General features: G+C 53.0%; 12 protein-coding genes. 6 read left to right on the top strand and 6 right to left on the bottom strand.

From position 1 onward, the window contains the following. The first annotated feature begins 81 nt into the window (after window positions 1-81). Window positions 82-1290 (top strand): amino acid deaminase, encoded by a 1209-nt coding sequence (locus tag ACWI0H_RS07625; RefSeq protein WP_336273012.1) that lies wholly within the window; start codon window positions 82-84, stop codon window positions 1288-1290. Window positions 1291-1310: 20 nt separating this feature from the next. Here ACWI0H_RS07625 and ACWI0H_RS07630 read toward each other — a convergent pair whose 3' ends face one another. From ACWI0H_RS07630 to ACWI0H_RS07650, 5 genes are all read right to left on the bottom strand, one after another. Continuing rightward, complete coding sequence (locus ACWI0H_RS07630; RefSeq protein ID WP_336273011.1) at window positions 1311-1991, bottom strand: HAD family hydrolase; 681 nt, start codon at window positions 1989-1991, stop codon at window positions 1311-1313. Then, complete coding sequence (locus ACWI0H_RS07635; RefSeq protein ID WP_336273010.1) at window positions 1988-2962, bottom strand: 2-hydroxyacid dehydrogenase; 975 nt, start codon at window positions 2960-2962, stop codon at window positions 1988-1990. Before ACWI0H_RS07635 ends, ACWI0H_RS07630 begins: the two co-directional genes overlap by 4 nt. Window positions 2963-3009: 47 nt before the next feature. Continuing rightward, window positions 3010-3993, bottom strand: a complete 984-nt coding sequence (locus ACWI0H_RS07640; RefSeq protein WP_336273039.1) for a sugar kinase — start codon at window positions 3991-3993, stop codon at window positions 3010-3012. Window positions 3994-4085: 92 nt separating this feature from the next. Next, window positions 4086-5096: a LacI family DNA-binding transcriptional regulator gene (locus ACWI0H_RS07645; RefSeq protein WP_431313159.1), complete on the bottom strand. Its 1011-nt coding sequence runs from the start codon at window positions 5094-5096 to the stop codon at window positions 4086-4088. Between the two features lie 72 nt (window positions 5097-5168). Next, complete coding sequence (locus tag ACWI0H_RS07650; RefSeq protein WP_336273008.1) at window positions 5169-6908, bottom strand: HD domain-containing phosphohydrolase; 1740 nt, start codon at window positions 6906-6908, stop codon at window positions 5169-5171. A gap of 289 nt (window positions 6909-7197) precedes the next feature. Between ACWI0H_RS07650 and ACWI0H_RS07655 the strand changes: the two genes are divergently transcribed. The 5 genes from ACWI0H_RS07655 (at window position 7198) to ACWI0H_RS07675 (ending at window position 11708) form a co-directional block, all read left to right on the top strand. Next, window positions 7198-8022 carry a methyltransferase domain-containing protein gene (locus ACWI0H_RS07655; RefSeq protein ID WP_485875817.1) on the top strand — a complete coding sequence of 275 codons (825 nt, stop codon included), beginning with the start codon at window positions 7198-7200 and terminating at the stop codon, window positions 8020-8022. After that, window positions 8019-9023 carry a methyltransferase gene (locus ACWI0H_RS07660; RefSeq protein WP_485875818.1) on the top strand — a complete coding sequence of 335 codons (1005 nt, stop codon included), beginning with the start codon at window positions 8019-8021 and terminating at the stop codon, window positions 9021-9023. The genes ACWI0H_RS07655 and ACWI0H_RS07660 overlap by 4 nt, the downstream gene beginning before the upstream one ends. A gap of 192 nt (window positions 9024-9215) precedes the next feature. Beyond that, on the top strand, window positions 9216-9956 hold the full coding sequence (locus ACWI0H_RS07665; protein WP_176304202.1) for an SDR family oxidoreductase: 741 nt from the start codon (window positions 9216-9218) through the stop codon (window positions 9954-9956). A 22-nt stretch (window positions 9957-9978) separates the two neighbouring features. Then, a complete protein-coding gene (locus ACWI0H_RS07670; RefSeq protein ID WP_485875819.1) occupies window positions 9979-10821 on the top strand; it encodes a fumarylacetoacetate hydrolase family protein in 843 nt (280 codons plus the stop codon). Window positions 10822-10979: 158 nt separating this feature from the next. After that, entirely contained in the window at window positions 10980-11708 is a 729-nt protein-coding gene (locus ACWI0H_RS07675; protein ID WP_336273005.1) for an SIMPL domain-containing protein, read from the top strand. Between the two features lie 43 nt (window positions 11709-11751). On the opposite strand, the gene greB is transcribed toward ACWI0H_RS07675, so the two are convergent. Further along, on the bottom strand, window positions 11752-12282 hold the full coding sequence (gene greB, locus ACWI0H_RS07680; RefSeq protein ID WP_008957606.1) for a transcription elongation factor GreB: 531 nt from the start codon (window positions 12280-12282) through the stop codon (window positions 11752-11754). Window positions 12283-12420 lie beyond the last annotated feature (138 nt).

Below are 12420 nucleotides of genomic sequence, written 5' to 3' on the forward strand. Positions count from 1 at the left end.
GGCCTAGCCGAACTGCGCGGTGTGGTGCTGGCGGTGCGGCAGTTAATACTCAGATAAGCGGCCACGTTCTAAAGGAGACGTATGCGTTCAAATGGATTAGCGGTAGATAAAGGTGGGGTGGAGCTCGGCTCCAATTTATTGTCCGGTGTCAGCCTGCCTGCAGCGGTGGTGCATGAGGCTCCGCTCGCGCACAACTTGATGTGGATGCAGCGCTTCGCAGAAGCTCACGGTGCTCACTTGGCCCCCCATGGAAAAACCACCATGACGCCCGCGCTTTTCCATCGACAGCTCCAGGCAGGTGCGTGGGGTATCACACTTGCCACTGCGCCCCAGTGTCGTGCTGCCTTTGCCAATGGCATCACCCGAATATTGATGGCGAACCAATTGGTGGGCCAGGCCAATATGGCCATTATCGCCAGTCTGATCGAGCAGGGCGCTGCGTTTTACTGTGTAGTCGATAGCCATGAGAACGTGCGCCAGCTAGGGCGCTTTTTTGCTGAACGGGGCTTGACGTTATCGGTGCTTATTGAGGTAGGCGTTGAGGGTGGCCGCTGTGGCTGTCGCAATCAGCAGCAAATTCTTTCGCTGGCAGAGGCGATTGGCAATGAGCCAGCGCTCTCCCTCGTGGGGTTAGAGGGCTATGAAGGTGTAGTTCACGGGGATAATCCCGAATCAGGTATTCGTACCTATGCTAACTACCTGGTGGATGTTGCCGTAGAGCTTGAAGCTGCTGGACGCTTTGCTGAAGAAAACCCGATTGTCACCGCGTCAGGTTCCGCCTGGTATGACGTGATTGCGGAGTCCTTTCAGGGCGCACCACTGCAGGGGAAATTTAACCCCGTGCTACGCCCAGGTTGCTACATCGTTCACGACCATGGGCTTTATCGTGAAGCGCAATCGGCCGTATTAGACCGTCGGCCGGATTTGCAACAGGGGCTTGTGCCTGCCTTGGAAGTCTTTGCCCAAGTGCAGTCGCTTCCCGAACCTGGGCTTGCGATTGTGGCGCTAGGTAAGCGTGATATCGGACATGATCAGTTGCCCATTGTCCTGCGTCGCTACCGGGAAGCTGGTACGCCAGCGCAGCCGTTATCGGTGGCTGGCTGGGAAGTGACGAAAATCATGGATCAGCACACGTTCGTGCGGCTATCTGACGATGCCCAGGACGTTCAGATCGGTGACATCGTTGCGTTTGGTGCCTCCCATCCATGCCTGACGTTTGATAAATGGCGCCAACTGCTGCTTGTCGATGACGCCTTGAACGTGAAAGAACACATGGCGACCTGCTTTTAAAAGCCTCCTCGCTCCTGCCGCTAAGCGATAGCGGCGGTCGATAAGCGTGAAATTGCCGCTGGCAGTTCGCTTGCGTGATGAATCCCCACGGCGCCCTCGGGGGTGCTTTCCTCGTTCGGGAAATGGTTGAGATGAATAACGTGCATATCTGCCGCTAGGCCGGCTTCCACTCCCACGGCCGCATCGTCAATCACAATACAGCGTTGGGGGGCAAAGCCCATGGCGGCCGCCGCTTTAAGGTAAAGCTCAGGGTCGGGTTTCCAGACATTGAGGGTATAAGCGCTAAATAAATTACCTGCAAAGTGATGACCCAGCTGGGTGCTTTCCAGGGCGCAGCGAATTTTGCGCTCTGGTCCATTAGAGACCACGGCTTTAGAGTGGCTGCTTAACTGTTCTAACGCGGCGGGCATGCCAGGTATCGCGATAAGTTCAGTGCGCATGCGCGCTTCCATACGTGTTCGCATACCCGCCTCAAGCTGGGGAAAAGCGTCTTCTTCTAAAGCCTGAAAACGGTTTTCCAGCGTTTGGACAATCGTCTGGAAACGTACCCCTCTAAATTCGTCCATATACTGCTGTGCTGAGAAGGGTAAACCGAATTCGGGAAGGATCGCGCCCATCACCTCGGCAAGCAGTATTTCGCTATCCACCAGGGTGCCGTCGCAGTCGAAGAGTAAGCAGAAAGGCGAGGTATCAGTACTCATCGGCAGGCTTCCTCATTCACTAGGCTAATTGGGCGTTCGCCCTGCAGCGCTAGGCGAATATTGTCCACCGCGCGCTGGGCCATGGCGTCGCGGGTTTCATGGGTGGCGGAGCCTATATGAGGTAGGGCAACCACATTCGGCATCTTCAGCAGTGGGGAGGAGGCGGAGAGCGGCTCCTGTTCAAAGACATCCAGCCCAGCGGCTTGGATAACGCCGTTTTCGAGGGCGTGAATCAAAGCGCTTTCATCGACGACTTTGCCTCGGGCGATATTGATAAAAATGCCCGAAGGTTTCATCAGCGCGAACTCCTGGGCACCGACCAATCGTTCGGTTTCGGCCGTGAGTGGGACCGTCACGCAGACAAAATCGGCCTCGGCTAGCAGCTCGTTGAGTTCGCGACGCTGCGCGCCTAATTCGCTTTCTAATTCAAGCTTGGGAGAGGCGTTGGAGTAAATCACTTTCATGCCAAACCCTAGGGCGCCGCGCCTGGCCACCGCCTGACCAATGCGTCCAAACCCGACCATGCCCAAGGTTTTGCCATGTACATCGCTACCAAACAGTGCAGGGCCAATACTCGCTTGCCACTTGTCGGCTTTGACCCACTCGGCTAATTCAACTACCCGGCGAGCCGTGGCCATGATCAGGGTAAAGCCGGTATCGGCGGTGGTTTCAGTGAGCACATCCGGTGTGTTGCATAGCATGATGCCGCGTTTGGTCAGTTCATCAACAGGGATGTTGTCGTAGCCAACAGAGATAGTCGCAATGACTTCCAGTTTAGGCGCTGCGTCTAACAGCTGGGGGGTAATCGCTAAGCCGGAACCGATAATGCCATGAACATTAGCCAGTAGAGCGTGATTAGCAGGATCATTCAGTGCGGTCGTTTTCGGCAGCACCTCCACCTCAAACAAGCCGCTAAGCTCGGCTAACTGAGCGTCGCTGAGTCGTCCTTGAACCGCTAGTTGTTTTTTCATTGTTGTCTCCTGGTTATAAAGCGCTTAACAAAGCATAACGGGGCGAATTAAGCAGTGGGTTGATCGGTTTCAAGCGCTTGAAGTTGCTGGCGGTTAGGTAGGCCTTCCATATCGCCAACCACCTGAATGGCTTGAGCACCAATGAGGTTGCCCCGTTGGGCTGCTTGACGTGCCGAGCAACCGTCAAGCAGGGCGCTGATCACGCCGACAGCGAAACCATCGCCAGCACCTACGGTATCCACAACGTCTGCTACGTGGCAACCGTCTACCGTAAAGCTCTCTTCCTGCCCACCTAGGTTGCCGCGATAATAACTACCTTCCGGCCCCAGCTTGATGATCACCGCCGAGGCGCCTTGATCCAGATAGTAGCCTGCTACGTCGTAAGGCGTCTTCTGCCCAGTGAGAAGTTGGCCCTCTGAAAGCCCAGGTAATACCCAGTCGGAGAGCATGGCAAGGGCATTGAGCGTCTCGCGCATGTCAGCTTCACTGGCCCACAGGCTGGGACGTAGATTGGGGTCAAAAGAAATACTGGCACCCTTAGCTCGGGCTTCTTTAAGCGTATGGTGAGCGAGTTCACGGGCAGAGGCGGAGAGGGCGGGAGGAATGCCCGTTGCATGTACATGGCGCAGGGCGCCGAAGTCAATATCGCTAGCGTCTTGTGGGGATAGGTGGCTGGCCGCGCTGCCGCGACGAAAATACTCCACTTTTGGGTCTGCGCCGCCAAGTGCGCGCTCTTTAAACAGTAACCCAGTAGGGTGCTGTGTATCTGTATGAAGGTGACGGCAATCCAGCCCTTCGTTTTCTAACGTATTGCGAATAAAGTCGCCAAAGCTGTCACTGCCCACACGGCTTAACCAGCCGACATGAAACCCTAAACGCGCCAGGCCAATCGCCACATTGGTATCTGCGCCTGCAATCCGGCGCTGAAAATGCTCAACGTCGGAAAGCTTGCCGGGGGAGTCTGCCACGAACATCGTCATGGCTTCGCCAAAAGTGAGGACTTCTGGTGGGTTAGTAAAGGAGTGGGACATATGGTTAGTCATCTCTTGATGTTGTTGGTCGTCGGTTAATGGGAACGATACCATTTATGCTGCTTTTATAAAGCTTGGGCGATCATAAAATGCTAACGCCGGGTGGAGCCTCTTGCGATTAGGGTAGGTGCAAAACTCAATGTTGTCGGCTGCGGCGATGTTTGCGGTGCAATTCTATGCCTCAAGCAGTGAAGCGCCGTTTTCCCGATAGCATCGGTTGGCTGGGCAAGCGTGGTTATGCCAGGAGGCACTAGGTCGCACCAGTCGAGTTCATCAATGCCCATTAATCCGACTTGACCAAGCGGTAGGCCTAGCTGCTGGAAAAGGCGCGTTATCGTCAAGGTCACATTGCCGTTGCCACACAGTACGGCGCAGGCGTGTTGAGGATGGACGGTTAAAAAATGGCTTAGCGCCTGGCGCGTGTTGGTGTCACCTGTTAACAGTAGCGTTGCATGGCTTAACGCACGCTGTTGGGCACGCTGGTTAAAGCAGGCCAGCCGCCGTTGCCGTGTGCTTGACTGTTCAGGGGCTTCGCTGACATACAACACGGCTTGGTAACCCTGGGCAGAAAGGTGATCAAGTGCGCTATCAATCGCTAGCGGATTATCAAGCCCTACTACTTCTGCATCCACATTGCTGACTTCGCGGTCTAGCAGCACGACTGGCGTTCCATGGCTGATGAAAGCCTGTAGTTGAGTTTCGGGGCTGCCGGTGGCATTAACCACCAAGCCTGCCACCTGATACGCACCCAGAAGGTCTAAATGCTGGCGTTCCTGCTCAGAATCGTTGTCGGTATTGCATACCAATAATGAGTAGCCGTACTGACGGCATGCTTGTTCGACACCGTGGGTAATCGCCACGGAAAAAGGGTTGCGGATATCCGCTACCAGCATTCCGATGAGTTTGGAGCGCCCACCCTTCAATCCACGCGCCATTTGGTTGGGCTGGTAATCTAAAGTGCTTGCTGCCTGGGCAATGCGGTCCTGAAGAGTGGGCGATAGACGTTCCCGTTCATCGCCAAAATAGCGCGAAACGCTGGTTTTTGAAGCACCGGCTAAACGAGCGACTTCAAGAATGGTAGAACGCCGACCTGCAGATGACATAATGGACTTCATGAAATGGTAACGGTTCCATTTTGATTATACTTAACATCAAAAGCAACGGTACCTAGTCAATTAGGCGTGATTAACCATATGAATATCGTACTCGGAGGGATTCACCGTGCCCTCCAGTCGACCAATTTGGGTGAAATCATTGTTCTCAAGGACGGTATCAATAGACGTATCTTTGAAAGATAAATTTTTAATAACGTTTACTTTGCAGGGCATACCCTTAGCGTCAACGTCCATAATCCAGGCTAGGAAACCGTTTGAGAATTTAGCCAAGCTGCCGATGGGGTAAAGGCCAAAGTGTTGGATATACTCCACAAGTAATGATTTCTCATAAAGACTAGCAAGGTCATTAACCCAGCGATAGGCATCAAGCGGTTGTCGTGGCTGTTGACTGTTTCGCTCATGGGTCAATTTGTTGATAATTTTTATGACACTGATTAAACGCACCCGCTCTGACAATACATCTGCGGTTTTACCGTCCGGATAGCCACTGCCATCCAGGCGCTCATTAGCATTTAAAATAATGTCACGGCAGGTAGGGCTGGGCGTCCACCCAAGGCTTGAGAGCTTATGATCCAGTGCTTGCACGTGGCTTTTAAGTATTTCCGTTTGTGACGGTGAAATATGCATTTTAAGGGAGGGCAGTTTCTCACTAATCAGTAGTGGCTTGCCCATGGTGTGCAGAAGGGCGCCAGCTACTGCTTCTCGTGTCTGCGAGTTGTGTGGGTCACGACTGATTAATATCATCGCTAGTTGACTCGCCACCTGTACGGCATGGCGTACCCACTCAGGCTCGTTATGCAAAAATGCGAGCGCGTACTTCACTACTTTCTGATCTTGGTTAACCATGTATAGGAGGCTATCAACACACTCATATAGGCTCTCTTCGGGCAGCAAATTTTTGCTTTTAATAAACATTAATATGACTTGTAGCTGATGAGCGATTTCCTGAATGCCTCGCAGTAACGGAGATTTTTGAGTGTTTTGGATTTGCTCCCGCTCTTCTTTGTACTGTAACTTCTTCTCTTTAGCATCGGCTATAAAAAGCCGTGACTTCACCCGTGAGGCATTGTCTTGCAGGCCAGAGCGAAAAGCGGCTTCGAACTCAGACTCCGATACATAATGGAAAAGTGTCTCGGTCATAGTGGCTGACATGTTAATAAACTCAATACCAATGGCCGCATAACCATGGCTACCAAAAGGACGCATATGGCGGATACGCCCCTCGGCCGTAAATGTATCGCTATTGGGGAACTCAAGGGTCACGCCTGGGAGTATCTGATTGACGGTGAGTGCCATGCTATCTTCAAGACTGACATATACCAGACAGCCCCCCACCGATAAATTGCGTACCTTGCCTTCCAGATAAAGCTCATGCAAAAAAACATTAAGGTGCGCGCGGGCCTGCATGCCAAGAATGAAAGGGACACGTAGAGCGCCGCGATTGTCGGAGGCAAAAATCGAATTGGGGAGTTGGCACTCCAAGTGATAAGTGCAGGTATCAATTTTGGTCACGTGAGCAGGCACATGCTCAATATTATAGATTTGCTCCTCTTCTCCGGTGCCGTGCCGAAGCGTTTCAATGTCAAAGCAAATGGTATCGTTTTTTAAGTAAGGAGATAGGGAGTTGCCAGAATAAGTTATTTCTAATGTTATTTTTCCGCCGTCCAGATCTGTTTTTATAGCGGTTGCTTCAATAGCGTAAGCCGCTTCTTTAGAAAATATGGAGATAGAGTGGTCTTTGTGAAGTAGCGACTTTAGTATTTGGCTTGTGGCGTTTGGTATTGCTGTATGTATGGACATGTCATATTCACCATATTTGTTTTTTAGTTAGCTATTGTCTTGGTGATGACTTTTATAAATTAGCATTATTATAGTAGCGCTAACCTCCTTGACCTCCAGAAATGCCTGTTGATGAGTTGATTAGTCATCATTTAACGCCTATTTGCAAATCTATTCATGTTTATTTTTGTTATGTAGGATGGTTTTTTGATAGCTTTTTGCTATAAGAAGCGGTGTTAGGTATGCCGTTCGGCTGAGCAGGACGAATCAGGTAAACTGCGCCTTTCCTCGCAAAAGCGATGCCCACGGTATGCACCCAAACGATGTACCAAAAAGCTATGACCTAACAGAGGCTGGCGATCGCTATTTCGATGGCTTGGCCGATAAGTTCTCCCGTTCGCTCTATCAGGCGCCCCGTGGCGAGTTGCGCTTAGCGATGCTTGACTATTTATTGCCGCAAATGTTGCTTTTAAACGAGCAGAACGTCCTCGACGTGGGCGGTGGTCTGGGCCAACAAACGGCGTGGTTTGCCAAGCGTGGGCATAAGGTAACCATGGCGGAGCCTTCGAAAGACATGCTCAGTTATGCCCAACAGTGGCATCACGATGACCCGACGCTACCTCCCTCCTCCATTACTTACCAACAAGCATCCCTGCAGGACCTGCCCCAGCAGGCACCGGGGGCTTGGTCGCTGATTACTTGCCACGCAGTGTTGGAGTGGCTGGGTGACCCGCAAGCAGCCCTGGCTACCTTAAGTGATCTGCTGGCGCCTGGTGGCCAGCTTAGCTTGATGGTGTTTAATCGTGACGCGCTGCGTTTCTCTAATGTGGTTAAAGGCAATCTTGAGAAGGCGTTGAGTGACCGATTGGAGGGGAAAGGAAAACGGCAACGTTTAACGCCCATTTCGCCGATAACGCACAACGACATTGCCCAGTGGAGCGCAGCAAACGGACTGAAAATAGATGCCGTCGCTGGCATCCGGGTGTTTCAAGATTACTTACGCCATCCCCCCGCAACGCCTGCAGAAAAAGAAACGCTACTGGCGCTGGAGAAACAGTACTGTCGCCAAGACCCGCACTGGCGATTGGGTCGTTACCTACTGTACACATTAACGAAACCGGAGAGCCCTGAATGAGTGCCCAAGCCCCTGCGTGTCAGTTATTAGAGCGCCAAAGAGATAAGTACGCAGCGCTATGGGTCGTAGGCCCGCCTGTGGATAGCTGGCTTATTGACCAGTCAGCGGGCGTGTTGAGCGGTGATTTTGCGGTGCTAAATGAGTGGAAGGCAAAGGGCAAGCAAGCCCGGACACCTTTTGACTTGGCCCCGGGAGAGCCATTAGGGAAAGAAGTGGTGCTGTTTTGGCCAAAAGCCCATCAGTTAGGTATCTGGTGGCTGAAGTGGTTATGTGAACAGCTACCTAGCGGCACCCCGTTAGAGATTGTGGGGGAGCATCAGGGGGGTATCAAGCGCGTGCCCAAGATGCTGGATGAGCTGGGAATGACGTGGGACAAGCGCGATAACGCGCGTCGCTGTTCACTCTTTGCCACCCATACCATTGCGTTAAATTCAGCTAGTGATAGCGCTTGGCAAAACATTGAAGCGCTGGGTTTAACGTTGGCCAGCCATCCCGGTGTCTTTGGCCATGGCAAAGTCGATGAAGGAACGCTGTTAATGTTGGCCAGCATTGAGGATAGCTTGCCGAAAAAACCGCTCAAAGTACTGGATATGGGCTGTGGCGACGGTATTGTCAGCGCTTGGTTGGCCCAGCGAGGTCATCTGGTGACCGCCGTAGACGTTAGCGCCTTTGCAATAGAAGCCTGTAAGCGCACTTTAACTGCGAATGGTTTAGAGGGGCGCGTGCTGTGTAGTGATGTGTTCAGCGCACTTGAGGGCGAACAGTTCGACTGGATTGTCAGCAATCCCCCCTTCCATAAAGAGCGTGATATCAGCTATGGCCCCAGCCAGCGCTTAATTAGCCAAGCGTCTGAACATTTAAGCTCCGGAGGGCGCCTAGTGATTGTGGCGAATGGTTTTCTGCCTTATCCCGATCACTTACAACGCGCTTTTCAAGATTTTCATATCTTGGCGGATAATCGCCGCTTCAAGGTATACGGTGCAAAGCAACTAAGTCGCTAGCCTCAGCCGCCACCAGCTTCGACTAAAAATGAGATTTCATAAGCCGCTATTTGGCCCTAGGTACGCTTGCCAGGGCCAAAGTTGCTCGTCCATACTCGATTTATTGGTCAAGCTATCATACAGTCAGATGTTCCGACTCTAGGCATGTGCCTACCATTCTGGGTCATGCCGCTACCAGGGATGTGCCACATGATGCGACTCAACAACAAAAATGCACTGGTCACCGCCGCTGCGAATGGCATTGGACGCGCTACCGCCGAACGCTTTGTAGCTGAAGGCGCGCGCGTATTTGCAGTAGATATCGATATTGCCACGCTAGAAGGTGTGGAGGGCGTTGATGCCTACTGTCTGGATGTAACGGACAGCAAAGCGATTCATGAACTGGCTAGCTCACTGCCTAATCTGGACATACTCTTCAACTGTGCGGGCATGGTGGCCGGTGGCTCCGTACTCGAGTGTGATGAGGCTACCTGGCAGCGCTCGCTGGATTTAAATGTCACTTCCATGTTTCATACCTTGCAGGCTTTTTTGCCAGGCATGTTGGCAAACGGCGGTGGCAGCGTTATCAATATGGCTTCTTTGGCATCCAGTGTTAAAGGGGTGGCGAACCGCTGCGCTTACGGTGCTTCCAAAGCCGCCGTCATCGGGCTCACCAAATCAGTCGCCGCCGATTTCATGACCCAAGGTATTCGCTGCAATGCCATCTGCCCAGGCACTGTCGACTCGCCCTCGTTAAAGCAGCGTATTGCAGAGCAGGCGAGTAAAGAGGGGCGCAGCGATGCTGATGTTCTGGCCTCCTTTATTGCGCGCCAGCCAATGGGCAGGCTGGGGCGGGTGGAGGAAGTTGCAGCGCTAGCCACTTTCCTGGCCAGCGATGAAGCAGCGTTTATTACAGGCACCACACAACTGATTGATGGCGGCTGGGCAAACTGATCATTTAATAAGGTATAACACTATGAAACTTTTACGTTTTGGAGCGTCTGGTCAGGAAAAGCCGGGCATCCTCGATAGCCAGGGAAAGGTGCGTGATCTTTCGGGCGTCATTGACGATATCGCCGGTGACCTGTTGAGCGATGAAGCGCTGCAGACACTGCGTGATACGGATCTTTCTGCCCTGCCTGAGGTAGCGGCGGATGTGCGTCTAGGGCCCTGTGTGGGTCGGGTCGGCAAGTTTATCTGTATTGGCCTCAACTACTCCGACCACGCGGCAGAAACCGGCGCCGAGGTGCCGCCAGAGCCCGTGATTTTTAACAAATGGACCAGCGCCATCTGTGGCCCCAATGACGATGTTGAAATACCTCGCGACTCGAAGAAGACCGATTGGGAGGTTGAGCTTGGCGTGGTTATCGGCAAAGGCGGTCGTTATATCGATGAAGCCGATGCTATGTCCCATGTGGCTGGCTACTGTGTGGTCAACGACGTGTCTGAGCGTGAGTTCCAGCTGGAGCGGAGTGGTACCTGGGACAAGGGCAAAGGTTGCGATACGTTTGGCCCCTTGGGGCCCTGGCTGGTCACGCGCGATGAGGTGGCTGACCCTCATCAATTGAGCATGTGGCTGGAAGTGGACGGCAAGCGTTACCAGGATGGCAGTACGCGCACCATGGTGTATCAAGTGCCTTTTCTGATCAGTTACTTGAGTCGTTTCATGAGCCTGCAGCCAGGTGATGTGATTTCAACGGGAACGCCACCAGGTGTAGGAATGGGCCAGAAGCCCCCGGTTTACCTACGCGACGGGCAGCAAATGCGCTTAGGTATCGAAGGCTTGGGTGAGCAGCAGCAGCGCGTCGTACAAGCCTGAACGCGACGAGGCGGTGGTATGCTCACCAAAAGCCACGATCGCTAATATTCACCGCTTCCTCAAACTTGCCACAATCAGCCGCCCACGAATTGACCTTTAAGGTCTATGATGCAAATAAGTAGTCGTTAATTTAACGGCAGTTTGTGGGAGTGGCTGAAATGGCGGGCAGTATTCGAAATACGGCGGTACTGGCAAGTGCCGTTTTGCTTGGTGGGTTGTTAGCGATAGGGCTGGTTGTCGGCGGCAGCTATATCAAGGGGGCTGCCGAAGTGTGGCAGCAGTCGTCCCGCAGCGTGACGGTGCGCGGCTTGTCAGAGCGCGAAGTGCCAGCAGATTTAGTGCTTTGGCCGTTCAACTACAGTGTCAGCGCCAACACCTTGAGTGACCTGGAGCAGCAGCTATCCGATGACGAGCAGTCGATTCGCGCTTTCCTTCAGGCCCAGGGATTTGCGCCGGAGCATGTCAGTTCCACTCCGCCGCGAATTACCGATCAGTTTAGCAATCAATATAGCGGCCAGCGCCCAGACGAGCGTTACCGGGCTGAAGCAACGCTATTACTGCGCTCACCTGATGTCGAGGGCGTGATTGAGGCGATCCCTAGCGCTACTTCGCTGGTGCGTGAAGGCGTGCTGCTTTCACCCAGCTATGAATACCGTACGGAATTCCTGTTTACCGGCCTGGATGCGATCAAACCCGAAATGATTGCAGCGGCAACGGCGGATGCGCGCAACGCCGCACAGCAGTTTGCTGAAGATTCCGGTAGCCAAGTGGGGCAGATTCGTCAGGCCACTCAAGGCTACTTTTCCATTGAAGATCTGGATAGCTATACGCCACAAACCAAACGCGTCCGCGTCGTCACCACGGTGGACTATTCTTTACAGGACTAGTCTTTGCAAGATTAGGCTTAGGAACGCGCCAAGGGAAGGGCGGTCAGCCCGTGTAGTCTAGGGCGGTGATGGTATAAAACATCTCACCATTGGGGGTGAGTACCTTCGCCTCATCGCCTATCTGCTTGCTCAGCAGGGCCTTGGCCATGGGGGCATCGATACTGATCCAGCGTTTTTTAGTGTCGATTTCATCGTGGCCAACAATTCTGAGATGTACCTGCTCGCCGTTTTCATCTTCCAGGCTCACATAGGCGCCGAAAAATACCTTGCTAGTATCGGCAGGCAGCCGATCGACAATTTGCAGTTCGTCTAAACGTTTTGTCAGGTAGGTAATCCGGGCAATAACGCGGTTTAACTCTTTCTTGTTGTAAGTGTAATCTGCGTTTTCACTGCGATCGCCCTGAGCGGCGGCTTCGCCGACTTTCTCTGATAGGGCCGGGCGTTTAACCCGTGAAAGATGATCCAGTATAGCGCGCAGACGTGACGCCCCTTCCGGGGTGATCAGGTTGCTCTTAGGGGCTTGACGCGGATCTTTGGCTGGATCGCGCCAGCGGGTCATGTTGCGGCCTTTCATTACCTGTTCCCCTTCGTGTTTCGAGCTACCTACTTTACGTTAATTGCGCGAAGCATACCAAGCAACATGCCACTGGCGAATCATTCAAACGTTCGTTACATTATGTGAGAGGCCCACCATTGGTGGGGCTACGCTGGA

The sequence above is a fragment of the Halomonas sp. NYA30 genome, from assembly GCF_976980765.1.

Bases quoted from the DNA above. Each gene is read 5' to 3' on its own strand.
- ACWI0H_RS07640 (WP_336273039.1), bottom strand. From the start codon at position 3,993: ATGTCCCACTCCTTTACTAACCCACCAGAAGTCCTCACTTTTGGCGAA.
- ACWI0H_RS07665 (WP_176304202.1), top strand. From the start codon at position 9,216: ATGCGACTCAACAACAAAAATGCACTGGTCACCGCCGCTGCGAATGGC.
- ACWI0H_RS07635 (WP_336273010.1), bottom strand. From the start codon at position 2,962: ATGAAAAAACAACTAGCGGTTCAAGGACGACTCAGCGACGCTCAGTTA.
- ACWI0H_RS07655 (WP_485875817.1), top strand. From the start codon at position 7,198: ATGCACCCAAACGATGTACCAAAAAGCTATGACCTAACAGAGGCTGGC.
- ACWI0H_RS07645 (WP_431313159.1), bottom strand. From the start codon at position 5,096: ATGTCATCTGCAGGTCGGCGTTCTACCATTCTTGAAGTCGCTCGTTTA.
- ACWI0H_RS07660 (WP_485875818.1), top strand. From the start codon at position 8,019: ATGAGTGCCCAAGCCCCTGCGTGTCAGTTATTAGAGCGCCAAAGAGAT.
- ACWI0H_RS07630 (WP_336273011.1), bottom strand. From the start codon at position 1,991: ATGAGTACTGATACCTCGCCTTTCTGCTTACTCTTCGACTGCGACGGC.
- ACWI0H_RS07650 (WP_336273008.1), bottom strand. From the start codon at position 6,908: ATGTCCATACATACAGCAATACCAAACGCCACAAGCCAAATACTAAAG.
- ACWI0H_RS07670 (WP_485875819.1), top strand. From the start codon at position 9,979: ATGAAACTTTTACGTTTTGGAGCGTCTGGTCAGGAAAAGCCGGGCATC.
- greB (WP_008957606.1), bottom strand. From the start codon at position 12,282: ATGAAAGGCCGCAACATGACCCGCTGGCGCGATCCAGCCAAAGATCCG.
- ACWI0H_RS07625 (WP_336273012.1), top strand. From the start codon at position 82: ATGCGTTCAAATGGATTAGCGGTAGATAAAGGTGGGGTGGAGCTCGGC.
- ACWI0H_RS07675 (WP_336273005.1), top strand. From the start codon at position 10,980: ATGGCGGGCAGTATTCGAAATACGGCGGTACTGGCAAGTGCCGTTTTG.